Source organism: Brevundimonas vitisensis (assembly GCF_016656965.1).
GTDB classification, from domain to species: Bacteria; Pseudomonadota; Alphaproteobacteria; order Caulobacterales; family Caulobacteraceae; genus Brevundimonas; species Brevundimonas vitisensis.
This window is the reverse complement of record NZ_CP067977.1, coordinates 803735-829606: the sequence shown is the minus strand read 5'-3', so window position 1 is coordinate 829606 and position 25872 is coordinate 803735. Positions and strand designations below refer to the sequence as shown.

General features: G+C 66.3%; 22 protein-coding genes. 18 read left to right on the top strand and 4 right to left on the bottom strand.

Going from position 1 to position 25872, the window contains the following annotated elements:
• Nucleotides 1–38: 38 nt before the first annotated feature.
• Nucleotides 39–1187 carry a ribonuclease D gene (rnd, locus tag JIP62_RS04155; RefSeq protein ID WP_201103661.1) on the top strand — a complete coding sequence of 383 codons (1149 nt, stop codon included), beginning with the start codon at nt 39–41 and terminating at the stop codon, nt 1185–1187.
• Between the two features lie 191 nt (nt 1188–1378).
• Here rnd and JIP62_RS04150 read toward each other — a convergent pair whose 3' ends face one another.
• The 3 genes from JIP62_RS04150 to JIP62_RS04140 form a co-directional block, all read right to left on the bottom strand.
• A complete protein-coding gene (locus JIP62_RS04150; RefSeq protein WP_201104557.1) occupies nt 1379–2800 on the bottom strand; it encodes a Ppx/GppA phosphatase family protein in 1422 nt (473 codons plus the stop codon).
• A 62-nt stretch (nt 2801–2862) separates the two neighbouring features.
• A complete protein-coding gene (locus tag JIP62_RS04145) occupies nt 2863–5082 on the bottom strand; it encodes an RNA degradosome polyphosphate kinase (protein WP_201103660.1) in 2220 nt (739 codons plus the stop codon).
• Nucleotides 5083–5123: 41 nt separating this feature from the next.
• The gene (locus tag JIP62_RS04140) at nt 5124–5798 is read right to left on the bottom strand and encodes a P-loop NTPase family protein (RefSeq protein ID WP_201103659.1); all 675 of its coding nucleotides are present in this window, start codon (nt 5796–5798) and stop codon (nt 5124–5126) included.
• A gap of 359 nt (nt 5799–6157) precedes the next feature.
• On the opposite strand from JIP62_RS04140, the gene dnaE reads away from it, so the two are divergent.
• The 17 genes from dnaE (at nt 6158) to lpxB (ending at nt 24998) form a co-directional block, all read left to right on the top strand.
• The gene (dnaE, locus tag JIP62_RS04135) at nt 6158–9631 is read left to right on the top strand and encodes a DNA polymerase III subunit alpha (protein WP_230974852.1); all 3474 of its coding nucleotides are present in this window, start codon (nt 6158–6160) and stop codon (nt 9629–9631) included.
• The gene (locus JIP62_RS04130; protein WP_201103658.1) at nt 9631–9990 is read left to right on the top strand and encodes a GFA family protein; all 360 of its coding nucleotides are present in this window, start codon (nt 9631–9633) and stop codon (nt 9988–9990) included. The genes dnaE and JIP62_RS04130 overlap by 1 nt, the downstream gene beginning before the upstream one ends.
• Nucleotides 9991–10190: 200 nt before the next feature.
• Nucleotides 10191–11099: a 30S ribosomal protein S2 gene (rpsB, locus tag JIP62_RS04125; RefSeq protein ID WP_201103657.1), complete on the top strand. Its 909-nt coding sequence runs from the start codon at nt 10191–10193 to the stop codon at nt 11097–11099.
• 89 nt (nt 11100–11188) lie between these two features.
• Complete coding sequence (gene tsf, locus JIP62_RS04120) at nt 11189–12130, top strand: translation elongation factor Ts (protein WP_201103656.1); 942 nt, start codon at nt 11189–11191, stop codon at nt 12128–12130.
• Nucleotides 12131–12236: 106 nt separating this feature from the next.
• Entirely contained in the window at nt 12237–12971 is a 735-nt protein-coding gene (pyrH, locus tag JIP62_RS04115) for a UMP kinase (protein WP_201103655.1), read from the top strand.
• Between the two features lie 35 nt (nt 12972–13006).
• Nucleotides 13007–13564: a ribosome recycling factor gene (frr, locus tag JIP62_RS04110; protein ID WP_201103654.1), complete on the top strand. Its 558-nt coding sequence runs from the start codon at nt 13007–13009 to the stop codon at nt 13562–13564.
• A gap of 31 nt (nt 13565–13595) precedes the next feature.
• Complete coding sequence (uppS, locus tag JIP62_RS04105) at nt 13596–14372, top strand: polyprenyl diphosphate synthase (protein ID WP_201103653.1); 777 nt, start codon at nt 13596–13598, stop codon at nt 14370–14372.
• On the top strand, nt 14372–15190 hold the full coding sequence (locus JIP62_RS04100; protein ID WP_201103652.1) for a phosphatidate cytidylyltransferase: 819 nt from the start codon (nt 14372–14374) through the stop codon (nt 15188–15190). The genes uppS and JIP62_RS04100 overlap by 1 nt, the downstream gene beginning before the upstream one ends.
• Nucleotides 15187–16383 carry a 1-deoxy-D-xylulose-5-phosphate reductoisomerase gene (gene dxr, locus JIP62_RS04095; protein ID WP_201103651.1) on the top strand — a complete coding sequence of 399 codons (1197 nt, stop codon included), beginning with the start codon at nt 15187–15189 and terminating at the stop codon, nt 16381–16383. Before JIP62_RS04100 ends, dxr begins: the two co-directional genes overlap by 4 nt.
• 23 nt (nt 16384–16406) lie before the next feature.
• A complete protein-coding gene (locus JIP62_RS04090; protein ID WP_201103650.1) occupies nt 16407–17624 on the top strand; it encodes a M50 family metallopeptidase in 1218 nt (405 codons plus the stop codon).
• A 26-nt stretch (nt 17625–17650) separates the two neighbouring features.
• Nucleotides 17651–20080, top strand: a complete 2430-nt coding sequence (bamA, locus tag JIP62_RS04085; RefSeq protein WP_230974898.1) for an outer membrane protein assembly factor BamA — start codon at nt 17651–17653, stop codon at nt 20078–20080.
• Nucleotides 20081–20115: 35 nt separating this feature from the next.
• Nucleotides 20116–20706: an OmpH family outer membrane protein gene (locus JIP62_RS04080; protein ID WP_201103649.1), complete on the top strand. Its 591-nt coding sequence runs from the start codon at nt 20116–20118 to the stop codon at nt 20704–20706.
• A 14-nt stretch (nt 20707–20720) separates the two neighbouring features.
• Nucleotides 20721–21725: a UDP-3-O-(3-hydroxymyristoyl)glucosamine N-acyltransferase gene (lpxD, locus tag JIP62_RS04075; protein ID WP_201103648.1), complete on the top strand. Its 1005-nt coding sequence runs from the start codon at nt 20721–20723 to the stop codon at nt 21723–21725.
• A 24-nt stretch (nt 21726–21749) separates the two neighbouring features.
• Nucleotides 21750–22217 (top strand): 3-hydroxyacyl-ACP dehydratase FabZ, encoded by a 468-nt coding sequence (fabZ, locus tag JIP62_RS04070; RefSeq protein WP_201103647.1) that lies wholly within the window; start codon nt 21750–21752, stop codon nt 22215–22217.
• Entirely contained in the window at nt 22214–23002 is a 789-nt protein-coding gene (gene lpxA / locus JIP62_RS04065) for an acyl-ACP--UDP-N-acetylglucosamine O-acyltransferase (protein ID WP_201103646.1), read from the top strand. Before fabZ ends, lpxA begins: the two co-directional genes overlap by 4 nt.
• Nucleotides 22999–23838 carry a UDP-2,3-diacylglucosamine diphosphatase gene (gene lpxI / locus JIP62_RS04060; protein ID WP_201103645.1) on the top strand — a complete coding sequence of 280 codons (840 nt, stop codon included), beginning with the start codon at nt 22999–23001 and terminating at the stop codon, nt 23836–23838. Before lpxA ends, lpxI begins: the two co-directional genes overlap by 4 nt.
• Entirely contained in the window at nt 23835–24998 is a 1164-nt protein-coding gene (lpxB, locus tag JIP62_RS04055) for a lipid-A-disaccharide synthase (RefSeq protein ID WP_201103644.1), read from the top strand. The genes lpxI and lpxB overlap by 4 nt, the downstream gene beginning before the upstream one ends.
• A gap of 56 nt (nt 24999–25054) precedes the next feature.
• Here lpxB and JIP62_RS04050 read toward each other — a convergent pair whose 3' ends face one another.
• Nucleotides 25055–25798, bottom strand: a complete 744-nt coding sequence (locus tag JIP62_RS04050) for a TonB family protein (RefSeq protein WP_201103643.1) — start codon at nt 25796–25798, stop codon at nt 25055–25057.
• Nucleotides 25799–25872: the final 74 nt, after the last annotated feature.

The following is a 25872-nucleotide window of genomic DNA, read 5'->3' as shown; positions in this document are numbered from 1 at the left end:
CTTGCCACAACCGTGTCCCGCGGGGCTATAGCATCCGAATGACGCCGATCACTACCAATGACGCGCTGATCGAATTCTGCGCGCGCCTTTCCGGGGCCCCGTTTGTCGCGGTCGATACCGAGTTCATGCGGGAAACGACCTATTGGCCCAAGCTGTGCCTGATTCAGGCGGCGACGCCCGAGCATGCCGCGATCATCGATCCGCTGGCCGAAGGTCTGGATCTGTCGCCCTTCCTCGACGTGCTGCGCGACGAATCGATCGTCAAGGTGTTCCACGCGGCACGACAGGACGTCGAAATCTTTGTGCGTCTGGGGGCAATGCCCAGGCCGATGTTCGACAGTCAGGTCGCCGCCATGGCGGCCGGCTTCGGCGATCAGGTCAGCTATGAGGCTCTGGTCCGCCAGATGCTCAAGCAGGAGCTGGATAAGGGAAGCCGGTTCACCGACTGGTCCCGCCGCCCCTTGTCGGATGCACAACTGGTCTATGCCCTGGGCGACGTCACCCATCTGGCCGCCCTGTTTCCCAAGTTGCGCGAGCGCCTGAAGAAGGAAGGCCGGCTGGACTGGGTCACGGCCGAGATGGAGGATCTGGTCGATCCGGCCCTGTACGACACCACGCCCGAGAATGCGTGGAAGCGGCTGCGGCCCAAGAAATACTCCGCCAAATATCTGGCGGCCTTTGTCGCGACGGCGGTCTGGCGCGAGCGCGCGGCCCAGGAGCGCGACCAGCCCCGTGGCCGTATCCTGAAGGACGAGGCCATCGACGAAATCGCCGCCCAGGGGCCGACCGATCCCGAGGCCTTCAACCGGCTGCGGTCCGTTCCCAAGGGGTTCGGCGCGTCGCGTCTGGGCCTGGAGCTGAGTGCCGAACTGAAGCGGGTGCTGGCCGATCCGGAGGCGCATGCTCCGCGTCTGGAGCGTCCGGCGCACAATCAGCCGGCGCCGCCGTCCGTGGTCGAGCTGCTCAAAGTGCTGCTCAAGGCCAAGAGCGACAATGCCGGGGTGGCAACCAAGCTGATCTCGTCCGTCGCCGATCTCGAAAAGATTGCCATCGACGACCAGGCAGACGTCGAGGCGCTGAAAGGCTGGCGGCGTCAGCTGTTCGGCGAGGATGCGCTGAAGCTGAAACGTGGCGAAATCGCTCTGGTCCTGAACGGCGCTCGGGTCGAGGTCGTCGAGATCGAGTAGAATTCCTGTCTCCTCCCTGCGCCGCAGGCGTGGGGAGGTGGCGCGACGCGTCTTCGCGGCGTGACGGAGGGGGCGTGACGGTCCTGAAGTTCGGACTTGCCTCATCGTCGACAGCGAGTTGCCCCCTCCGTCTCGTCGGCTGCCGCCGCCGATCCACCTCCCCATCGCTTCGCGACAGGGAGGAGACATTTCTATATCTCGAGCTTGAGACCTAAGGCGTCGGCCAGGGCCTTGGCGCGGCGACGGGTCTGCTCGCCCAGCAGCAGATCGCCATAGCCCGTTGTCGCGGTCAGAACGAGGGTGCCGGACTTCACCTGCACCGAAGCATTGGCCAGCAGCTGCGCCGAACGTCCGGAAAGGTCGCACCCCAGTCGGATGGCCAGTCCCAGGGCCCGGGCGCGCATGCGCTGGTCCTCGTCCAGAAGGCGGTTGACGACCTCGGGCTGCGGGGTGGCGGGCCCGCCGCCGTATCGAGCGTTCAGGACGGTGGCCAGAAAGGCGCGCTCGGCGTGGGTCTGACCCGGTACGGGCGCACGCAGGACCTGATCGAAGACCAACTCAACCCTGTGGTCCGGATGAAGCCGGGCCCCCAGGTCCGACAGGTGACAGGCGGCAGCGGCCAGCAGGCCGTCGCGGGCGGGACCGAACGCCAGTGGCAGGGCGGCCGAGATCGGCTGAATCCAGGCCAGCAGGGCACCGGGCAGGGTGGGCGATATACCCTGCCGCGCGCCCAGAGCCGCTGAGCCTGCGAGCAGGGGATCTTCGGCCGAGGCCTTCTCGTCGAGAGCCTCGAACAACAGGCCCTCACGCACACCCCAGGCGGAGAAGACCACCTGTTTCAGGCCCAGGCGGTCGATCAAGCCGTCCAGCACAATTGCGGCGGAGGGCAGCGTCTCGGCCCGTTTCCGCGACACGCCAGGCATTTTCTCCAGCGAGATCTTCGACTGTCGGGCCACAAACCGGGCGACGTCACGCGCGTCGGCGGCGCTCATGGCATACTGATGGACGATCTTCAGCGGATAGTCGGACAGCGACATGTGCAACTGCGCCAGACTGCGCCAAGCCCCGCCCACGGCATGGAGAGACGCCGCACAATAGGTGTCGGGCACCCGCTTCAGCCGTTCGGCCACGGTCTGGCGCAGGCGATCGGCGTCGAACCCCTTGGGATCCATCAGCGCAAAGGGGCCCAGCGCCAGGGTCAGCCCGGCCTCGACCCGGCGATCGCCGATGCGGGTCAGTTCCATGCTGGTGCCGCCCATATCGGCCGATACACCCTCGGCATCCGGCGATCCGGCCAGGACGCCCTGCGCCGAATAGCGGGCCTCGTCCTCGCCGCTGAGAACACGAACGATCAGTCCGGTCTCGGCCGCGACCAGATCGCAGAAGGCCTGTCCGTCTTCGGCCTCGCGCACGGCTGCGGTGGCCGCCACGAAGGTGCGCTCCGGGCGAACACCCTCCAGCACGGCCGCAAACCGCTTCAGCGCCGTCAGGGCGGCCTCCAGGCCCTCGGGCGACAAGCGGCCGGTCTGCCGCAGGTCCCGGCCCAGACCGGCCAGTACCTTTTCGTTGAAGACGGTCCAGACCGCACGTCCTTCCAGACGATAGAGGACCATCCGCACCGAGTTGGACCCGATGTCGATGACGGCGATTTCGCGGTGAGGCGATGCCAGGGCGCTCACGCCTTGGGCCGGTGGTAGCGCAGGGCCCGCGGCAGGGTCTTCACCTTGCGGCCCCGACCCGACAGGCTGGGGTTGGTCATGAAATAGTGGTGCGCCGAGAAGGGGCGCTCGGGATCGGTCGGCTCGACGCGGTGGTAACTGCCGTCGGATTCCAGCACCCAGCTCTGGGTGTCGTCGAGAAGGTTTGCGACCATGATCTGGTCCAGGATCTGGTCGTGGACGGTGGCGTTCAGAACAGGGGTCATCAGCTCAACCCGCCGGTCCAGATTGCGCGGCATCCAGTCGGCCGAAGAGATGAACACCTTGGCCTTGTCGTGGGGCAGGTCATGGCCATTGGCAAAGCAGATGATCCGGCTGTGTTCCAGGAACCGGCCGACGATCGACTTCACCCGGATGTTCTCCGACAGTCCCGGCACGCCCGGACGCAGGCAGCAGATGCCCCGAACGACCAGTTCGATGCGCACGCCCCACTGACTGGCCCGGTACAGAGCGTCGATGATCTCCGGGTCCACCAGGGCGTTCAGCTTGACCCAGATGGCCGCCGCCTTGCCTTGGGCGGCGGCCGACATCTCCTTGCCGATCAGGGCGATGATGGTCGCCTTCATGTTCAGCGGCGACACGACCAGAGCCTCCAACTCGTCCGGCGGGGCATAGCCGGTGATGTAGTTGAAGACCCGCCCGGCATCGCGGCCCAGGGCTGGGTCGCTGCTGAACAGACTGAGGTCGGTGTAAACCTTGGCCGTGACCGGGTGATAGTTGCCAGTGCCGAAGTGGCAATAGGTCTTCAGCCCTTCGCCCTCGCGCCTGACGACGACGCTGAGCTTGGCGTGGGTCTTGTATTCCACGAAGCCGAAGACGACGTGGACGCCGGCCCGTTCCATGGCCCGGGCCCAGCGCAGGTTGGCTTCCTCGTCGAAGCGGGCCTTGATTTCGACCAGGGCGACGACGTTCTTGCCGTTCTCGGCCGCCTCGATCAGGGCGGCGACGATGGGGCTGTCCTTTGAGGTGCGGTACAGGGTCTGCTTGATGGCGATCACATTGGGATCGCGGGCCGCCTGACGAAGGAACTGCACCACCACGTCGAAGCTCTCGAACGGGTGGTGGATCAGAATGTCCTTTTCGCGCACCGCGGCAAAGACGTCGCCGCCCTGGTCGCGGACCCGTTCGGGATAGCGGGGCTCATAGCCGGGGAACTTCAGATCGGGGTGGCCGGGCGGAATCAGCTCTGACAGTTGGGCCAGGCCCAGCATGCCCTGGACCAGCACCACGTCCTGCGGCGCCGCCTTCAGTTCGCCGACGATGAAGGCGCGCAGGTCCTCAGGCATCGAGGCCTCGATCTTGATGCGCACCACCTCGCCCAGGCGACGCTGCTTCAACGCCTCCTCGTATTCCAGGACCAGGTCCTCGGCCTCTTCCTCGATCTCGATGTCACTGTCGCGGATCAGACGCAGCACGCCCTTCTCCAGCACCTCGCAGCCAGGAAAAAGGTGATCGATGAACAGAAGCAGCAGGCTTTCCAGGGTGACGAACCGGCGACGGTTCTTCGATGAGCGACCGTCCTTGGGCAGTTCCCAGAACCGCTGGACCTGGGTCGGCACCGGCACCAGGGCATAGAGGACGCGGTTGTCGCTGCGGCGGCGCAGCTTCAGCGCCAGCGAGAAACCCAGATTGGGCAGGAAGGGAAAGGGGTGCGCCGGGTCGATGGCCAACGGCGTCAGGACGGCGAACAGGTGGTTCAGGAACTCCGGCTCCAGCCGGTCGCGCTCGGTCTTGGTGATCTTGGCCGAATGGATGACCTCGATCCCGGCGGCGGTCAGTTCCTTGCGCAGCTGGCCCCAGCGCATCTGTTGTTCGGCCATCAGGACGCCGGCCGCCTCATTGACCTTTTCCAGCGCCTCGGCCGGGGTCAGGCCGTCGGGAGAGACGACGCGGACGCGCTCGCGCACCTGGCCCTTCAGTCCCGCCACGCGGGTCATGAAGAACTCATCCAGATTATTGGCCGAGATCGACAGGAACCGCAGCCGCTCCAGCAGGGGGTGGGCCGGGTTGGCCGCCTCCTCCAGAACGCGGGCGTTGAAAGCCAGCCAGGACAATTCGCGGTTGAAGAACCGGTCCGGCGAGGCCATCGCCTCTTCGGACAGATGCAGTTGCGGCGCGCGGGAGGAGGGGACCTCTTCGCCGGTGGTCTTTTCGCTGATCCGGGCCGTGTCGCTCATGGGTCGGTTCTGGCGTGTCCCCGTGACGGCTGCAACCGTCGTCAGTCGAACATTTCGCTATTGGCCTCGACCACCTGCCGGGCCAGGGCGCGCGTGACCGGGCGGTGCAGGGCGTCCAGCGCAGCCACCACCGCCTGGGCCGCCTCGGCGGAGCGGTCGATCCGATAAACCAGATAGTCGATCACATCGGAGGGGGCGGCGATGCCACGCTCCGCGAATCTGGCCTTCAGGATGGCCGCCAGAACCGCCTCGTCTGGCGCCTCCATCGCGGTCGTGACGATGGCATCCAGGCGAGACCGCAGATCGGGCAGGGTCGCGCTCCAGCGCTTGGGTGCACCGCGCGAAACCAGCAGCAGGGCTCCGCCACCGGATTGGGACAGGTTGATCAGGTGGAACAGGGTCTCGTCGTCCGCCTCCTGGGCGCGGTCCAGCAGGACGGGCCGGCCCTCAAGCTCCAACGGATCGGCCAGGGCCGCCTCGGCCCCGTCCAGCGGCATTGCCCCGGTCCGCTCGGCCCAGATGCGCGCCAGCCGGCTCTTGCCGCATCCGGCTGGACCGCAAACAGCCATGACCCCACCGATGAGATTGGGCCAGTCGGACAGCGCCTGCACCGCCGCCCGATTGCAGTCGGAAACGACGAAGCCGTCCGCGCCCGCAGGCAGGTCGGCCTGGAGCGGCAGTCGCAGCTGATCGGGTGCGCCAGAGCGGGTCGTCATAAGCGCTGCATATCAGGTGTATCGGCAGGGTTTCCAACCCGGGGCATGAGGACGGTGGAGCAAAGAGCCGGGTCTGTGGATGGGCTTGACGAGAACAAAAAGCAAACATAGAACATAGGAAGAACACGCTTCTGGGGATCACGATCATGGCGCGATGGGTTCGGGATGGGTTGTCGCTGGCGTCGTGCAGCGGTTTCGTCTGGGTGGTCTGGCAGGTTGCCCTGATGACGCCTGCGGGCTGAGGCCGAGTTGTCCACGCGTTTGTGGACCGTCGCCCGTGTAGCGACGCCTAGGACGCGTTAGGCTCGCGCGCGGGTGGCCGATCGGAATCGTGCCTCCGAACAGGAGCAACAGTCTTGGTGACGCGCGCAGACAGCAGGCATGGCGACGACGGGGGCTTTGTGCATCTGCGCGTGCGTTCGGCCTATTCGCTGCTGGAGGGCGCGATCAAGGCCGGCAAGATCGGGCGGCTGGCTGCGGACGCGGGGATGCCTGCGGCGGCGGTGGCGGACCGGGCCAATCTGTGCGGAGCGCTGGAGTTTGCCGAGAACGCGCGCGACGCCGGCGTGCAGCCGATCATGGCCTGCACCCTGCCGGTTACCGGTCTGGGCGGGCGGATATCTGCCCGCTGGGGGCGCGTGCCCACCATCGTCCTGATCGTCCAGAACGAGGCCGGTTGGCTGAATCTGTGTGCCTTGTCGTCAGCGGCCTATATGGCGGCGGATGAAACCGGCGAGCCGGGCGTGGCTTGGGAGCAGGTGGTGGCCCGCGCCGAGGGGCTGATCCTGTTGTCCGGCGGCCCCGACGGACCGGTCGACCCGTTGTTCGTGCAGGGCAAGACAGCCGAGGCGCAGGCGGCCCTTGCCGAGATGTCCGGCGCATTCGGTGATCGTTTCTATGTCGAACTGCAGCGTCACGGCTTGCCGAGCGAGGCCGTGGCCGAGCGGGGTCTCGTCGAATGGGCCTATGCCAAGGACGTGCCCCTGGTCGCGACCAATGACGTTCATTTTGCCAAACAGGCGCAAGGGCGCTCGCATGAGGCCCTTTTGTGCATCGCCGACGGGGCCTTCATGGGCCAGGACGACCGGCGCCGGGTTACGGACCAGCACTGGTTCAAACCGCCGGCGGCCATGCGTGAGCTGTTCGCCGATCTGCCCGAAGCCTGCGACAACACCATCGACATCGCCCGGCGCTGTGCCTTCGTGGTTCAGACCCGTGCGCCGATCCTGCCCAGGTTCGAGGCGGGCGCAGGCCGATCCGAGCCGGACGAACTGGCCCATCAGGCCCGCGAGGGGCTGAAGGTCCGCCTGTCCCAGGTGACGCCCGCGGCACCCGAGGCCGACTATTGGACGCGGCTGGAATGGGAGGTGTCCATCATCCAGCAGATGGGGTTCCCCGGTTATTTCCTGATCGTGTCGGACTTCATCAAATGGGCCAAGGGGCACGGTATTCCGGTCGGACCGGGTCGGGGTTCTGGGGCCGGATCGCTGGTGGCCTGGGCCCTGACCATCACCGACCTGGATCCCTTGCGGTTCGGCCTGCTGTTCGAGCGCTTCCTGAATCCGGAGCGGGTGTCCATGCCCGACTTCGACATCGACTTCTGTCAGGAGCGGCGCGAGGAAGTGATCGCCTATGTGCAGCAGCGCTATGGCGACGATCGGGTGGCCCAGATCATCACCTTCGGCACCCTGCAGGCGCGCGCGGTGCTGCGCGACGTCGGCCGGGTGCTGCAGATGCCGCTGGGCCAGGTCGATCGCCTGGCCAAGATGATCCCGAACAATCCGGCCAATCCGACCACCCTGGCCCAGGCCATCGAGATCGAGCCTCGCCTGAAGGAGGCGCGGGCTGCCGAGGCGTCTGTGGCGTCGCTGCTGGACACCGCGCTGGAGCTGGAGGGGCTGTATCGCAATGCCTCGACCCACGCCGCCGGCATCGTGATCGGTGACCGTCCCCTGGTCGAGCTGGCTCCGCTTTACAAGGATCCCCGGTCCGACATTCCGGCCACCCAGTTCAACATGAAATGGGTCGAGGCGGCGGGTCTGGTGAAGTTCGACTTCCTCGGCCTGAAGACCCTGACGGTACTGGACCGGGCGCGCGCCTATCTGGAACGACGCGGGGCTGCCCCGGACTGGAACGGCCTGCCGCTGGACGATGGGCGCACCTATGAGCTGATGGCCTCGGGTCAGACGGTCGGCGTGTTCCAGCTGGAAAGCCAGGGCATGCGCGACACCCTGCGCAAGATGCGCTGCGGCTCCATCGAGGAAATCACCGCGCTGATCTCCCTCTATCGGCCGGGGCCGATGGAAATGATCGACACCTATATCGACCGGAAGTTCGGCCGGGCCGAGGTCGATTACCTGCACCCCACCCTGACCGAGGTGCTGCAGGAGACCTATGGCGTCATCATCTACCAGGAACAGGTGATGAAGATCGCCCAGATCCTGGCGGGTTATAGCCTGGGCGAGGCCGACCTGCTGCGCCGGGCCATGGGCAAGAAAAAGCCCGAGGAGATGGCCCAGCAGAAGGTCCGCTTTGCCGCCGGTGCCGCCGAGAAGGGCGTGCCCGAGGCCAAGGCAGAGTCGATCTTCGAACTGGTGGCCAAGTTTGCCGGCTACGGCTTCAACAAGTCCCACGCAGCCGCCTATGCCCTGATCAGCTTCCAGACCGGCTGGTTGAAGGCTAATCATCCGGTCGAGTTCTTTGCCGCCTCCATGTCGCTGGACCTGTCCAATACCGACAAGCTGGCGGTCTTCTACCAGGATGCCCGCCGGTTCGGCGTTCCGGTGCGGGTGCCCGACATCAATCGGTCCTCTGCCGACTTCGACGTGTCCTACGAGGGCGGGGAGGGGGCTGTCCTCTATGCTCTGGGGGCCATCCGCAACGTCGGCCTGGAGGCCATGCGTCATGTGGTCGAGGTTCGTGAGGCTGGCGGCCGGTTCACCGATATCTTCGACTTCCTGGAGCGGGTCGACCCGCGCAGCGTGAACAAGAGGGCGCTGGAAGGCTTGGCCAAGGCGGGGGCGTTCGACTCCATCCACCCGAACCGGCGTCAGCTCGTGGAACAGGCGGACACCCTGATGGCCTATGCCCAGAGCGTGGCGGCCGAGCGCGCCTCGTCCCAGGTCAGTCTGTTTGGTGCCGATCAGGTCGGGGCGGCGCGGCCGAGGTTGGCCAGTGTCGAGCCTTGGGCCGGGCCGGACCGGCTGGACCCGGAACTGGCGGCGGTCGGCTTCTATCTGTCAGGCCACCCGCTGGAAGACCTGACCTCGACGCTGAAGCGCAAGCGTGTGACCTTCGTGGCCGAGGCGACACCTCTGGCAGAGGCGGGACATGAGGCCTTCATCATGGCCGGCGTCGTGCGCCGCAAGCAGGAGCGAGCCAGCGCCCGCACCGGCGAGAAGTTCGCCTTCGTCACCTTTTCGGACCCGACCGGCGAGTTCGAGTGCCTGTTTCCGCCCGAACAGCTGCGCCAGTACCGCGAGGTACTGGAGGCCGGGGCGGCCGTGATGCTGAAAATCCGCGCCAAATGTTCGGACGGAGAGGTTCGGTTCTTCGGCGATGAGGCCAAGCCGATGGACACGATCATCGACGATGCGAGCGTGGGCCTGCGGGTCCATGTGTCGGGACGGTTGGCCGATGCTGAGGCACTGCGGGCCCGGCTGGACCGGTCGCGCGCCGAGGCGGGTAAGGCGGGGGGCGAGGTAAGCCTGATCGCCGCCCTGGAGAACCGCAGCGAGGTCGAAATCCGCCTGCCGGGCCGTTACCGCCTGGACGCCTCGGTGCGCGGTGCGCTGAAATCGGCACCGGGCGTGGTGCTTCTGGAGGATGCGTGATGAGCGAGGCAAAGACCCATCAGGGCTCATGTCATTGTGGCGCGGTGGCCTTTGAAGTGGACATGGCTCTGGACGGGCTGATGGAGTGCAACTGCTCGCACTGCTATCGCAAGGGGTTCGTGCTGGCCTTTGCGCCGCGCGCCGCCTTCCGGCTGAAGAGCGGTGAGGCCCGGTTGGGCGAGTATCGATTCAACAAGCACGCGATCGCCCATCAGTTCTGCACGGTCTGCGGCGTCCAGCCCTTCGGCTATGGGGCCATGCCCGATGGGACCGAGACGGTCGCCATCAATGTTCGCACCCTGACCGACATCGAGCCTTGGTCCTGGACTGCCGAACGCGTCGACGGGCGCAGTTTCTGACCTGATCGCGCCATAAGGGCCGCCGCTCCACGCGCCGCGCTGGCGAGGCTTGCCTTCCGACGCCGCGCCGCCTATATGCCCGCCCACTTCACACGCAGGCGTGGCGTGGTTCGGGGAGACATCCCGGGTCGGGCCGTTCCGAGGGTCAAGACGACCTTTAAAGCGCCTGCGGCGGATCAATCGGAAAAAGGACTGACATCATGGCTCTGCCTGAATTCTCCATGCGCACCCTGCTCGAAGCCGGCGCGCACTTCGGCCACCAGACGCACCGCTGGAACCCGAAGATGGACCGCTACATCTTCGGCTCGCGCTCGAACATCCACATCATCGACCTGTCGCAGTCGATCCCGCTGATGCACCAGGCGCTGGTCGCCGTGCGCGACGTGGCGGCCAAGGGTGGCCGGGTCCTGTTCGTCGGCACCAAGCGCCAGGCGTCAGAGCCGATCGCGGCTGCGGCCAAGCGCTCGGCCCAGTACTACATGAACAACCGCTGGCTGGGCGGCACCCTGACCAACTGGAAGACCGTCTCGGGCTCCATCGCGCGCCTGCGTGAACTGGAAGGCGTGCTGGAAACCGGCGGCGAAGGTCGGGTCAAGAAGGAGCTGCTGAACCTGCAGCGCGAGAAGGACAAGCTGGAACTGTCGCTGGGCGGCATCAAGGACATGGGCGGCCTGCCCGACATCATGTTCGTGATCGACACCAACAAGGAAGCGATCGCCATCCAGGAAGCCCGCAAGCTGAACATCCCGGTCATCGCCATCCTGGACACCAACTGCGATCCGGACGGCATCACCTATCCGATCCCGGGCAATGACGACGCCGCGCGCGCCATCCAGACCTACTGCGACCTGATTGCCGACGCCGTCCTGGACGGCCTGGCTGCCGGCCAGTCGGCCTCGGGCATCGACCTGGGTGCCTCGGAAGCTCCGGTGGAGCCGATGCTGCGCGAAGCCTCTGCGCCGGCTCCGGCTGAGGCTGCCCCGGCCGGAACTGAAGGCGTCGCCGCTGAACTGGAAGCGGCTGCCGAACCCGCCGTCGCCGACGAAGCCGCCCAGGCCGCCACGTCGGAAGCCAACGACGCCGTCGAAACCGAGAAGGCCGCGGTCTAAGCCAGCGCGCTTTCATCGACGGTGAAACTGACATACGGCCGGGGTAACTCCCCGGCCGTTCCCGCATACGAAGACCAAGGAGTTATACAATGGCCGAGATTACTGCCGCCCTCGTCATGGAACTGCGCGCCAAGTCTGGCGTCGGCATGATGGACTGCAAAAAGGCCCTGCAAGAGACCGACGGCGACATCAATGCGGCCATCGACTGGCTGCGTGCCAAGGGCCTGTCCAAGGCTGCCAAGAAGGCTGACCGCGTCGCGGCCGAAGGCCTGGTCGCCGTGGCGTCCAAGGAAGTCGGTGCCGGCGAGATCGGTGCCGCGATCGAGTTCAACTCCGAGACCGACTTCGTCGCCCGGAACGAGCTGTTCCAGAATGCCGCCAAGTCCTTCGCCCAGCTCGGCCTGGACCACGCCACGATCGAGGGCCTGCACGGTGCCGAACTGGAAGCCGGCAAGACGGTCCAGGACGAAGTGACCAGCATGATCGCCACCATCGGCGAGAACATGCAGCTGCGCCGCGCCGCCCGCCTGTCGGTCGATGAAGGCGTGGTGGCCAGCTATGTCCACAACGCGGTGGCACCGGGCCTGGGCCGCATCGGCGTGCTGGTTGCCCTGCACGGCGGCGGCGACAAGACGGCGCTGCGTGAGCTGGGCCGCAAGATCGCCATGCACGTCGCGGCGACTGCGCCCCTGTCGCTGAACACCGACGATCTGGACCCGGCCGCGATCGAGAAAGAACGTCAGGTCCTGACCGAAAAGGCGAAGGAAGAAGGCCGTCCTGAGAACATGATCGACAAGATCGTCTCGGGCCAGATCGCCAAGTTCCAGAAGGACGTCGTGCTGACCAAGCAGCCGTTCGTCATGAACCCGGACGTGACCATCGAACAGCTGGTCGCCGACACGGGCAAGGAACTGGGCGCGCCGGGCCTGCACCTGGCCGGCTTCGTCCGCCTGGCTCTGGGCGAGGGCGTGGAGAAGGTCGAAGGACCGGATTTCGCCTCGGAAGTCGCCTCGATGATGGGCGGCAACTAAGACCGGATCGACCAATTTAGGTCATCGGGGGGCGCGTTGGGCTTTGAAGCCCGGCGCGCCCTTCGTCTATAAGAAGCAGCCGAATCCCGACACGGACCGATTTCCCATGCCCGACGCCAATCCCGAGTTCCGTTACAAGCGGGTGCTTCTGAAGGTCTCGGGCGAGGTGCTGATGGGCGATCAGGCTTACGGCATCGACATGAAGACCGTGGCGACCGTGGCCCAGGCTGTGGCCCAGGTCGCGCGCGAAGGCGTGGAAATCTGTCTGGTCATCGGCGGCGGCAACATCTTTCGCGGCCTGTCCAAGGCGGCGGGCGACATGGAACGCGCCACGGCCGACTACATGGGCATGCTGGCCACGGTGATGAACGCCCTGGCCATGCAGGCGGCGCTCGAAAAGATCGGCGTGCAGACGCGGGTGCAGAGCGCTCTGACCATGAATGCGGTGGCCGAACCCTATGTGCGGCGTCGGGCGCTGCGGCATCTGGAAAAGGGCCGGGTGGTCATCTTTGCCGCCGGGGTGGGTGCACCCTTCTTCACCACCGATTCCGGGGCTGCGCTGCGCGCTGCCGAAATGGGCTGTGACGCCCTGCTGAAGGGCACCAGCGTGGATGGCGTCTATACGGCCGATCCCAAGAAGGACAAGTCGGCCACGCGGTACGATACCCTGACCTATCACGATGTGCTGGCGAAGGATCTGAAGGTCATGGATGCCTCGGCCATCGCCTTGATGCGCGATTCCGACATTCCGATCGTGGTCTTCTCGATCCGCGAAGATAATTCGCTGCGGCGGACCCTGACGGGCGAAGGCGTGTTCACCGTCATCAGCAACGCTGCCTGACGACCGACCAAGACAAGAAGACCGGAGAAACAACCATGGCCAAGCCTGACCTGAACGCCGTCCGCGATCGGATGGACAAGTCCGTCGCCGCCCTGAAAGAAGAGTTCAACGGCCTGCGGACGGGCCGTGCCAATGCCGGTCTGCTGGAGCCGGTGCGGGTCGAGGCCTATGGCTCGACTTCGCCTTTGAACGCCGTGGCCGCCATCAGCGTGCCCGAGCCGCGCATGATTTCGGTCAGCGTCTGGGACAAGGGGATGGTTGGCCCGGTGGAGAAGGCGATCCGCGCGGCCGGTCTGGGCCTGAATCCCATCGTCGATGGCCAGACGCTGCGTATTCCCGTGCCGCCCTTGACCGAGGAGCGCCGCAAGGAGCTGGCGAAGCTGGCCGGTAAGTATGCCGAGCAGCAGAAGATCGCCGTCCGCAATGTGCGCCGCGACGCCAATGAAGAGCTGAAGAAGGCCGAAAAGGCGGGCGAGATCAGCCAGGACGAACAGAAAAAGATGGAGACGGAAGTCCAGAAGGACACCGACGCGGCCATCAAACGCATCGACGAAGCCTTGAAGGTCAAGGAAGTTGAGATCATGCAGGTTTGACGGGTGCGTCTGACCCGGGAGCCTGACTGACATGACGGTGCAGACCGCCGCGACATCCTTCGAGGACGGTCAGCCCCCACAGGGGCCGCACCACGTCGCCATCATCATGGACGGCAACGGCCGCTGGGCCGAGCGGCGCGGACTGCCGCGCGCCATGGGCCACCGCGAAGGGGTCCAGGCCCTGAAGCGCACGGTGCAGGCGGCCCCCCGGTTCGGCATCCGCTGCCTGACTGTGTTCGGCTTTTCCACCGAGAACTGGCAACGTCCGGCCGAGGAGGTCTCGGACCTGATGGGCCTGGTGCGGGCCTATGTCGGCAGCGATCTGGATCGCCTGAAGAAGGAAGGCGTGCGGATCCGCATCCTGGGGCGACGGGCCGGCCTGCCGACCGACATCGCCGCCATCGTGGACAAGGCGGAGGCCAACACGGCGGGCAATGATCGCTTTCTGCTGCAGGTGGCCTTCAACTATGGCGGACGGGCTGACATCGTGGACGCAGCCCAGGCCTGGGCCGACAAGGTGGCGCGGGGTGAGGCCGCCGGTCCCCTGACGGAGGAAGCCTTTGCGCTGGGCCTGTCCAGTGCGGGCGGTCCGCCCGTTGACCTGATCGTGCGGACTTCGGGCGAGCAGCGGCTGTCGAACTTCCTCCTGTGGGAAGCCGCCTATGCGGAGTTCGTCTTTCAGGACGTGCTGTGGCCCGACTACGGGGCAGAGGCGCTGGGCGATGCTGTGGCCCAGTATCACAATCGCGACCGGCGATTTGGGGGACGCCATCCGGCCTCGTCCAAGGCCGCAAGGGCCAAAGGCTGATGGCCGTCAGCGTCCGCGACATCGGTATAAGGGTGGCCTCGGCCGCCGTTCTGGCTCCGGCCGCAGTGCTGGCGACCTGGGCGGGGGGGCTGTGGTTCCTGGCGCTGATCTTGGGAGCCTGCCTTCTGCTGTCGAGAGAGTGGGCGGTGATGAGCGCGCCCGCACGGCCCTGGCCGATCGCGGGGGCCGTGGCCCTGGTGCTGATCGCCGCCGCAGTGCCGGTGCATCTGGGATTCATGTCCGTCGGCCTGGTCGTGCTGGTGTTCGGCGGCTGGGCGGCCGCTCTGTTCGCCAAGCGCCTGGGCCAGGAAGGCATCGATGCCGCCTATGGCGTGCTCTATCTGGGCTGGCCCGCCATCCTGATGATCTGGCTGCGTGACGACCATTCGGTCATCGGCCTGAACTGGATCATGCTGGTGTTCTTCGTGACCTGGACCTCGGACGTCATGGCCTACCTGACCGGCAGCGTCATGGGCGGGCCCAAGCTGTGGCCGCGATACTCGCCCAACAAGACCTGGTCCGGCTTCATCGGCGGGCTGGTCGGCGGGATGATCGCGGGCGGGCTGATCGCCCTGATGTTCGAACTGGATCTGCCCCATCCGGCCTGGGGTGCGGTACTGGGTCTGGCCGGCGCAGCGGCGACCATGGCGGGCGATCTGTGGGAATCGGCGTTGAAGCGGCGATTCGGGGTCAAGGATGCCGGCACTCTCATTCCCGGCCATGGCGGGCTACTGGACCGGGTCGACGGCCTGATGTTTGCGGTCGTGGTGATGGCGCTGGGCCGCCTTATCGTCCTGATGCTGGAGCAGGCGGCATGATCCGCCGTTGCGTCACCGTCCTGGGGTCCACAGGCTCCGTCGGCTGCTCGACCCTGGACCTGATGGATCAGGCCCAGGCGGCCGGCACCGGGCATTTCGAGGTCGAGGCCCTGACCGGCGGTGCCAACATCGCGCGTCTGGCCGAGCAGGCCCGGCGCTGGCGGCCGCGCGTTGCGGTCACCGCCGATCCGGCGCGCCTGGACGAACTGCGCCAGGCGTTGGCGGGTACCGGGGTCGAGGCGGCGGCGGGCGAGGCGGCGATTGTCGAGGCGGCGACGCGGCCTGCAGATTGGGTCATGGCGGCGATCGTCGGGGCGGCGGGCCTGAAGTCGGCCTGGGCGGCGGCGAGGACCGGCGCGACCCTGGCTCTGGCCAACAAGGAGAGTCTGGTGTGCTGCGGCCCCGCTTTGATCGAGCGGGTTCGGCGCGGCGGGGGGCAGCTGATCCCGGTGGATTCCGAGCATTCGGCGATCTTTCAGGTCTTCCCCGCCGAAGCCCCCGAGCGGGTGTCGCGGCTGGTTCTGACCGCTTCGGGCGGACCGTTCCGTCAGACCCCGCTGGAGCAACTGCGCGGCGTGACGCCAGAGCGGGCGGTCGCCCATCCCAACTGGAGCATGGGGGCCAAGATCTCGGTCGACAGTGCCACCATGGCCAACAAGGGACTGGAGACGATCGAGGCGGCCTATCTGTTCGACATGCCGGCCCATCGGATCGATGTCGTGGTCCATCCCGAATCGATCATCCACAGTCTGGTGGAATACATCGACGGCTCGACCCTGGCCCAGATGGGGCCGCCGGACATGAAGACGCCGATCGCCTGTGCCCTGGCCTGGCCAGACCGGCTGGCCTGGCCTGCGCCCCGGCTGGACCTGGCGGCCCTGGGCCAACTGACGTTCGAAGCGCCGGACATGGAGCGCTTCCCGGCCCTGAGGCTGGCACGCGAGGCCCTGATCGCGGGGGGCGCTGCACCAGCGGTGTTCAACGCGGCCAATGAGGTGGCGGCACTGGCCTTTCTTGACCGTCGGCTGCCCTTTCTCAATATTGCCGCAGTCATCGCCGACACGCTTGATGGGGCGACGGCATCGGGGACGGCCTGCGACATCGGAGACGCCTGCGACGCGGCCCTGGCCGTGGACGCGCAGGCCCGCCGGATCGCGCAGGGCGTCGTCGAACGGTTCGCCAGGGCGGCCTGAGGGCGGGAGACTAGAAAGTCGGCATGCTGAACGTCCTGGGCCAGGTCCTGATCTACATCGTGCCGTTCCTGCTGGTGCTGACGGTCATCGTCACCATCCACGAACTGGGTCATTTCGGCGTCGCGCGCGCCTTTGGGACCAAGATCGACCAGTTCTCGATCGGTTTCGGCAAGACCATCGTCAGCCGCCGCGATCGCCATGGCACCGAATGGCGGCTGGCCTGGCTGCCCCTGGGCGGATACGTCAAATTCGCCGGCGACCTGGACGCCTCCAGCGTGCCGGATCAGGCGGGACTGGCCGAGTTGCGGTCCCGGATTGAAGCCCAGCATGGGCCAGAGGCCGTAAGGGACTACTTCCATTTCAAGCCGGTGTGGCAGCGCGCCCTGATCGTGGCGGCGGGCCCGGCCGCCAACTTCATCCTGGCGATCCTGATCTTCACTGTGCTTTTCAGCGCCATCGGCTCGCAGGTCGTTCCGCCCAGAGTGGGATCGGTCGAGCCGGGCTCTGCGGCGGCCGCGGCCGGTTTCCGTCCCGGCGACCTCATCACCGAGGTGAATGGGCGCCCGGCCAAGGACAGCCAGCATGTGATCCGTGTTGTGTCACTGAGCAGCAACACGTCGGTGCGTTTCGGCGTCGAGCGCGGCGGCAATGCGATCGAACTGGTGGCTGTGCCGCAGCGGACGCAGGTCAAAGACCCGATCGCAGGCAATGTCCGCATCGGCCGCCTGGGCCTTGGCCTGGCCTCCAGCCCTGACGACGTGCGCCACATCCGCTATAATCCCATCGAAGCGGTGGGGCAGGGCGTGATGCAGGTCGGCGATGTGCTGGGCACCACCACCACCTACCTGGGGCGTATTCTCACAGGGCGCGAGAGCGGCGACCAGCTGAGCGGGCCGGTCGGCATCGCCAAGGCGTCCGGAGCCCTGACCGATGCGGCGATCAAGGCCAACCCCGATCCGGGCTATATGGCCTTGAACCTGCTTCGGACGCTGACCAGCTTTGCCGCCATACTTTCGATCGGAATTGGTTTTCTAAACCTGCTGCCCATTCCGGTTCTGGACGGGGGTCACCTGGTCTTTTTCGCCTATGAAGCTGTGGCGAAGAAGCCTGTGGCAGCCGCCGTTCAGGAGGCCGGCTATCGGGTCGGTCTTGCTTTGCTTGCAGGTTTGATGTTGTTCGCCACTTGGAACGATTTCCAGAAGAACGGCCTGTTCTCCTTCCTCGGCGGGCTCGCATCATGAGCCGCCAGCCCCCGATGGTTTACCGTATGATCCAGACCGACCTGCTCTCCTTCCGGCTGGCCGGACGCTCCAGCGTCCTGGCCCTGATCGCCGCCGCCGGCCTGTCCGCGCCCGCCTGGGCCCAGACGCCGCCCACAGCCGCCGCGCCTCCGGCCCCGGCGATCCAGCCTCAACAGGCCCCGCAGCAGACGGCACCCGTCCAGGAAGACGAGCGCGTCGTCGTCAATCGCATCCTGGTGCAGGGCAACCAGCGCATCGACCAGACGACGGTGCTGTCCTATCTGCCCATCCAGCCCGGCAATGTGGTGGATCCGGTTGTGCTGGACGTCGCCGTCCGCACCCTGACGCGCACCAACCTGTTTGCCGACGTCCAGATCGGCGTGCAGCCGAACGGCGACCTGATCGTCCAGATCGTCGAAAACCCGATCATCAACCAGGTGGTCTTCGAGGGGAACAGCGCCCTGACCGAGGACAAGCTGCGCGAAGAAGTCACCATCAGCCCGCGCGGCATCTATACCCGCGCCCGGGTCCAGGATGACGTCGGCAAGATCGTCGAACTGTACCGCCTGTCGGGCCGCATTTCGGCAACCGTCACGCCCCAGATCGTTCAGCTGGATCAGAACCGCGTCGATGTGGTTTTCGAGATCGACGAGGGTCCCGAAACCGGCGTGCGGGCCATCACCTTCCTGGGCAATACGGCCTTCTCGGACGGCGAACTTCGCGAGGTCATGGTCACCGAGACCTCGAGCTGGTGGAAGCTGTTCACCTCCAACGACAACTACGACCCGAACCGGCTGGACTACGACCGCGAGCAGCTGCGGAAATTCTATACCAACCGCGGCTATTACGACTTCCGCGTTGTGTCTTCGATTGCCGAACTGGCCCCGAACGACTCGGCCTTCGGCATCACCATCACCGTGGATGAAGGCGATCGCTATAACTTCGGCGACGTTCAGGTGGTCACCGAGAACGACCGGCTGAATGCGGACTTCCTCAAGCTGCTGCTGCCGATCCAGTCCGGCGATCTGTACGAAAGCGACAAGATCGAGCAGGCGGTCGATGCTCTGACCTATGCGGCGGGCTCGGCGGGCTATGCCTTCGTGGAGATCAACCCGACCTATTCGGCCAACCCCGATACCGACACGGTCGACGTCACCTTCAACATCCGTGAAGGTCAGCGCGTCTATGTCGATCGCATCAACATCATCGGCAATACGCGCACGATCGATCCGGTCATCCGGCGCGAACTGATGCTGACGGAAGGCGACGCTTTCAACCGCACCCTGGTGGAACGGTCGCGCAACAACCTGCGGGCCCTGGGCTTCTTCAAGGACGTCACGATCGAGGAAACGCGCGGTTCCGCGCCCGACCGGTCGATCGTCAACGTCACGGTCCAGGAACAGCCTACCGGCGAGCTGTCGGTCGGCGCGGGCTTCAGTTCGGTCGACTCCTTCGTCATCAACCTTGGCATCTCCGAGCGGAACTTCCGCGGGCGTGGCCAGAACGTGGTGGCCCGGGTCGAGTGGGGCTCGCTGCGCCAGCAGGTCGATTTCCGCTTCACAGAGCCGAAATTCCTGGGCCGGGACCTGCGTGCGGGCTTCGACGTCTTCCACAGCCGCTATGATCTCAGCGAATATTCGTCCTACGACTATCGCTCGACCGGTGCGGGCTTGCGGATCTCCTATCCGCTGAACGGCTACACGCTGCTGAGCACGCGCTACTTCATCAAGTCGGATGAAATCATCGTTCCGGACGGCTATTGCGAAAGCTTCGGCTCGGGTTCGAACGCGCTTTGCGACCAGGTTGGCTCCTTCCTCAACTCCTCGGCGGGCTACACCCTGCTGGTGGATCGTCGGAACGATCCCGTGCGTCCCACGCGCGGCTGGACCGGATCGCTGCGTCAGGATTTCGCCGGCATCGGCGGCGACGTGAACTATGTGAAGACCGAGGCCGAGGTCTCTGCCTATTGGGGCATCACGCCCGAGTGGGTGGTCACGGCCCAGGCTTCGACCGGCTATGTCACCGGCTGGAACGGCGACCCGATCCGCATCAACGACCGCTTCTTCAAGGGCGGCAACAGCTTCCGCGGCTTCGAGACGGCGGGCATGGGGCCTCGCGACCTGACCACCACCGATGCTCTGGGCGGTAATTTCTACGCCATCGGCACGCTGGAACTGACCCTGCCGAACCGTCTGCCGGAAGAGTACGGCATCCGTACTTCGCTGTTCGTGGATATCGGCACCTTGGGCCTGCTCGACGATCGCTACACCCTGACCAGCGCCGGTCTGCCGGATGCGACGATCGCCGATGAGCTTTCGCTGCGTGCCTCGGCTGGCATCAGCATTCACTGGCGCTCGCCCATGGGTCCGATCCGTTTCGACATCAGCCAGATTTTGGCCGAAGAAGAATTCGATAAGACCGAGACCTTCCGGTTCTCGACTTCCACTCAGTTCTAAACCGCGGCGCGTTCCTGTCCGCACAAAGGCTTACGATGAAACTGCTCGCTTCCGGCGTGTTCGCTCTGGCCACCCTCATGGCCTCGTCCGCCCTCGCTCAGGCCCAGGCTCCCGCCAACTATGGCCCGGCCATCCCCGGCGTCTGCGTCTATTACGGTGCCCAGACCCTGGCCCAGTCGACCGTCGGCCAGTCGGTGTCCACGCGGATGAACGCCCTGTCCCAGGAAGTGGCCGGCGAACTGGCTCCCTACGCCCAGTCTATCGAAACCGAGATCACCGCCCTGCAACAGGGTCGGGCCTCGATCCCGCCCGCCGAGTTGCAGTCGCGCAGCCAGGCCGTCGAGCAGCGCATCCGTGAGGCTCAGCAGCTGGAACAAACCCGCCAGAACGAGCTGCGCTACACGCTGGACGTCCAGCGCCGCGCCATCGCGACGGCCGTCGATCCGATCATCGTTGCCGTTTATCAGGAGCGCGGCTGCGGCCTGCTGCTGGACCGTGAGTCGGTCTATCTGATGAACCCGGCCATGGACATCACGCCGACGGTGATCGAGCGTCTGAACGTCGCCCTGCCGTCGCTGAGCTTCAACCGCCTGCAAGTGCCGGTCGACCAGCAGCAGGCACAATAAGGTCACAACGCTCCGTGCCCGATCCGCGCTTTTTCGAGACTCTGGCACCGCTGACGGTCGCCGAAATCTCTGCGCGGACGGGGGCGGAACTGGTAAGGGGCGGCGACACGGTCATCACATCCGTCGCCCCCCTGGCCACGGCCGGACCGCAGTCGGTCACCTTCCTTTCAGATCGCAAGCTGGCCTCGTTGCTGGCGAAAACAGAGGCCGGGTGCGTGATCGTGCACCCCGGGTCGGTGGATGCCGCGCCGACCGGGGCGGCCGTCCTTTCGACGCGTGAACCGCAGGCGACCTGGGCCAGGGTGTCGGCCCTTCTTCACTGTCCCATTGCGCTGGACCGGACCATTTCAAGCGAGGCGGCCGAAGACGAGACCGTCGTGCTTGAGCCCGGCGTGGTCGTGGGCCCCGGGGCCCGGATCGGTTCGGGAACGCGGATCGGGGCCAATACTGTCATTGGGCCAGGGGTTCAGATCGGCCGTGGCTGTGCTGTCGGTCCCAATGTCACCATCGGCTTTGCCCTGATCGGCGACCGGGTGAAGATCATGGCCGGTGCCCGTATCGGCGAGGCGGGCTTTGGCGCGGCACCTTCGGCTCTCGGACCAGTCGATGTCCCCCAACTGGGCCGGGTGATCATCCAGGACGGCGTCACCGTGGGGGCCAACAGCTGCATCGACCGCGGGGCCTATGCCGACACCGTGATCGGCGAGAATACCAAGATCGATAATCTGGTCATGATCGCCCACAATTGCGTCATCGGGCGCAATGGCCTGCTGGCGGCGCACACCGGAATCTCGGGTTCGGTGACGGTCGGCGATAACGTCATGTTCGGGGGCAAGGCGGGCATCGGCGACCATCTGACCATCGGCGACGGCGCTCGGATTGCAGGCGGTGCAGGCGTGTTGGCGGACGTTCCGGCGGGCGAAACCTGGTCGGGATATCCGGCCAAGCCCCTGCGACAATCCTTGCGCGAAGCGATCTGGCTCGCCAAACAGGCGTCAGGAAAGACGCGCGCCGGATAAGGCTGCTGCTAGACGAGGCCCTGTATGAGTGACGACGGCAAGATCGACTATGCCGAGGTGATGCGCCGATTGCCGCACCGCTATCCCTTCCTGCTGGTGGATAGGGCCGAGGACTTCGTGGCCGGCACCTCCATCACCGGGATCAAGAACGTCAGCCACAACGAGCCCTATTTCCCCGGGCACTTCCCCATTGACCCCGTCATGCCGGGCGTGATGATCGTCGAGGCCATGGCCCAGACCGGGGCCCTGCTGATGTCCAAGACCATGGATGTCGCGGTCGAGGGCAAGGTCATCATGTTCATGTCGATCGACGGCGTCCGCTTCCGGAAGCCGGCGCGTCCCGGCGACCAGTTGAAGATGAAGGTCGTGGTGACCCGCGCGCGCGGCGACGCCTACAAGTTCAAGGGCGAGACCTATATCGACGACAAGCTGGCGGCCGAGGCCGAGTTCATGGCCATGGTCGTCACCGTGGCCCAGCCGGTCGACGCATGACGCATATCCACCCCACGGCCATTGTCGATTCCTCGGCCCGGCTGGCCGAGGATGTGGTGATCGGACCCTGGTCCACGGTCGGGCCCGGCGTGACCCTGGCCGCCGGGGTGCATCTGGTCAGCCATGTCGTGATCCAGCAGGATACGACGGTGGGCGAGCGGACGATCATCCACCCCTTCGCCGTGATCGGGGGCGACCCCCAGCACAATGGCTACAAGGGCGAGCCGGTCCGCCTCGAAATCGGGTCCGACAACTCAATCCGCGAGCATTGCACCTTCAACCGCGGAACGCCCCAGGGCAGCGGCGTCACACGGGTCGGCTCAAACGGCCTGTTCATGACCGGAGCGCACGTCGGGCATGATGCGGTGGTGGGTAACCATGTGGTCATGGCCAACCAGGCGACACTGGGCGGGCACGCCCAGGTCGGCGACAAGGTTTTCCTCGGCGGACTGTGTGCGGTTCATCAGAACGGACGGGTCGGCCAGGGGGCGATCGTCGGCGGGCTGGCTGCCGTCACACGCGATGTCATTCCCTATGGCTCGGCCTGGGGCAATCACGCCCAGCTTCACGGCCTCAACCTGATCGGCCTGAAGCGCAAGGGCTATGGCAAGGACGCGGTGCGGCGCTTGCTGGCTGCGTTCCGCGACCTGTTCGAAGGGCAGGGGGTCTTTGCCGATCGACTGGACACGGTCGAAGCCACCTATGCCGATCTGCCCGAGATCATGGAGATCGTCGCCTTCATCCGGGCGGGGGCCAAGCGTCCGCTGTGCCTGCCCGGCGAATGACAGCGCCCGCGAAACTGGGCCTGATCGCAGGTGGCGGGGCTCTGCCCGTCTCGGTGGCCGCCCGTTGTGAGGCGGAGGGACGGCCGGTGTTCGTGGTGCGGCTGGCCGGGTTCGCCGATCCCCACCTTGCCCGCTATCCCGGAATCGATGCGGGCATGGCCGAAATCGGACGGACCCTGTCGGCCCTCAAGAAGGCAGGATGCGAGGCTGTGTGTTTCGCCGGCACCGTCAACCGGCCGGACTTCAAGACCCTGAAGCCCGATTTCAAGGGCGCGACCCTGCTGCCCGGCATCGTGGCGGCAGCGGCCAAGGGGGACGACGCCCTGCTGCGCAAGATCCTCTCGATCTTCGAGGGCGAAGGCTATGCCGTGCTGGGGGCCGACGACATTCTGGGCGGTGAGACCCTTCCCGCCGGTGCCCTGGGCGCCGTCGTGCCGTCTGAAGCGCACTTGGCCGATCTCAAGAAGGCGCTGCATGTCGCCGAAAAGTCCGGCGAACTCGATATTGGCCAGGGTGCGGTCGTCTGTGACGGCCTGGTGCTGGCGGTCGAGGCTCAGGAGGGGACGGACGCCATGCTGATGCGTGTCGCGGGCCTGCCAGCCGACCTGCGGGGTTCGGACGCGGCTCGCAAGGGTGCGCTGGGCAAGGCGCCCAAGCCTATCCAGGATCTCAGGGTCGACATGCCTGTTATCGGCACCCGCACGATCGAGCTGGCCGCTGCGGCTGGACTGGCGGGCGTGGGTGGCGTGGCCGGACGGGTCATCGTGATCGACCGGCCTGCCGTTATCGCCGCCGCCGACCGCCTGGGCCTTTATGTCTGGGGCGAGGGCGGATGAGCGGACTGAAGATCATGCTGGTTGCGGCCGAGGCCTCGGGCGACGCCCTGGGGGCCGGTCTGGCGCGCGCTCTGCGGGCCCGCAGTCCTGACATCGGCTTCGTCGGCGTGGGCGGACCGCGGATGGCGGACGAGGGCATCGTCAGCCCCTTCGACATCGCGGACCTGTCCATCTTCGGCTGGATCGACGGCTTGCGGGCCTATGGCCGGGTAAAGGCGCGAGTGGCCGATACGGTCGCCCTGGCGCGGCGCGAACGTCCGGATGCTGTCATCCTGATCGACAGCTGGGGCTTTACCATTCGCGTGGCCCAGGCGATCCGCGCGGAGATGCCGGCCATCAAGCTGATCAAATACGTCGGACCCCAGGTCTGGGCCTCGCGCCCGGGCAGGGCGAAGACCTTGGCCGCGGCGGTGGATCACCTGTTGGCGCTCTATCATTTTGATGCGCCGTTTTTCGAGCGCGCCGGCCTGCCGACGACGGTCGTGGGGTCGCAGGCCCTGCATGTGGATATGCACAGTGCGGACGGTGCCCGGTTCCGCGCGCGTCACGCCATCGCGCCGGACGCGCCGCTCCTTCTGGTCCTGCCTGGCAGCCGCCCGTCCGAGATTGCGCGGATGACGCCTGTTTACGAAGGTGCGGTGGCGCGCCTGAAGGCGGCCGATCCGGCCTTGAATGTCGCGGTGGTGGTGGCGGGGACGGTCGCCGAGGACGTCACGGCGCGCGTTGCGACCTGGCCATTCCGCGTCCAGCTGGTGCAGGAGGCGGAGAAGTACGACGCCATGAAGGCCGCGACCGTAGCCATGGCCACCAGTGGCACCGTCTCGACCGAGCTGGCCCTGGCCGGGGCTCCCATGGTCATCGGCTACCGGTTCGATCCGCTCAGCTATGCGATCATGCGGCCCTTCTTCACGGGCAAGTTCGCGACCCTGTTCAACACCGCCGCTGACGAGGAGATCGCGCGCGAGCTGATCCAGGCGGACGCCACGCCCGAACGGTTCGCCGCCGCCGTTGGGCGGTTGCTGTCCAATCACGATCTGCGCCAGGATCAGGCGGCACGACAGACCGCCGCGCTGGACCTGATGGGGCGCGGCGGGCCGAACCCTTCGGACCTGGCGGCCCAGGCCGTTCTGGACGTCATTGCCGACTCTGCACCGGCTTGAGCGTCGTCATTCCGGGTTCTTCGCACGGCGAAGGCCCGGAATGACGCAGCAGCCCCTTAATCCTCTACCGGCGGCGCGAAGCGGATCGTCACATTGACGCGTGATCCCGAGACGGCCCGCCCATCGACGGTGCGTGGGCTCATGCGGAAATGCCGTGAGAGGCTGGATGCCGCCCGGCCGAAGCCATAGCCGTTCGGCGTCTCGCTGGTAACGGCGCACGATCCGACCGAGCCGTCACCCTGGACCACGCACTGCAGGGTCGCCGTCCCGCCGATCCCGGCCTGCATGGCGCGTTCGGGATAGGCGCGTTCCATCTGGGCCGCGCTGGGTCGGCGGACCCAGTCAGGCTGGCTGATGATCGGGTTTGCGGCCGGCTCTGCAGGCACCGTGCCGGTGCCGGACGGTTCGGCATCGCGAACCGGCTGGGTCAGGTTGATGACCGGGCCCGGGCGGGTGGCGACGGGGTCTTCGTTAAGCGGCACGACCAGCACCTCGGTCGGCTGAGTCGGCGCGGGCGTCTCGTTGAAGACGGGCGTCGGGGCCGGGGGCTGGGGATCGGCATTGGCGGGCGGCGGCGGCTTGATCGAAGGGATCATGTCGATCCGGATGGTCGGGGGATCGGGCACGATCTCTGCCGGCGGCATTTCGAACCGCTGGTAATAGAGCAGCGCCCCGGCGGCCACATGGGCCAGTCCCACCACACCGATCGCCACCCAGGTCGCGCGGGGCAGTCGGGTCTTCCGTTCGCCATAGTCAAAGGGGCTGACCGCGCCGGGTCCTCCCGCCGTCTTGATCATCATGGCCGTCCACTCCCAGTCCGATGCGCCCCCACGCAAGCGTCCCTGAGCAGAGTTGGCGCGCCGGTTGCGGCAAG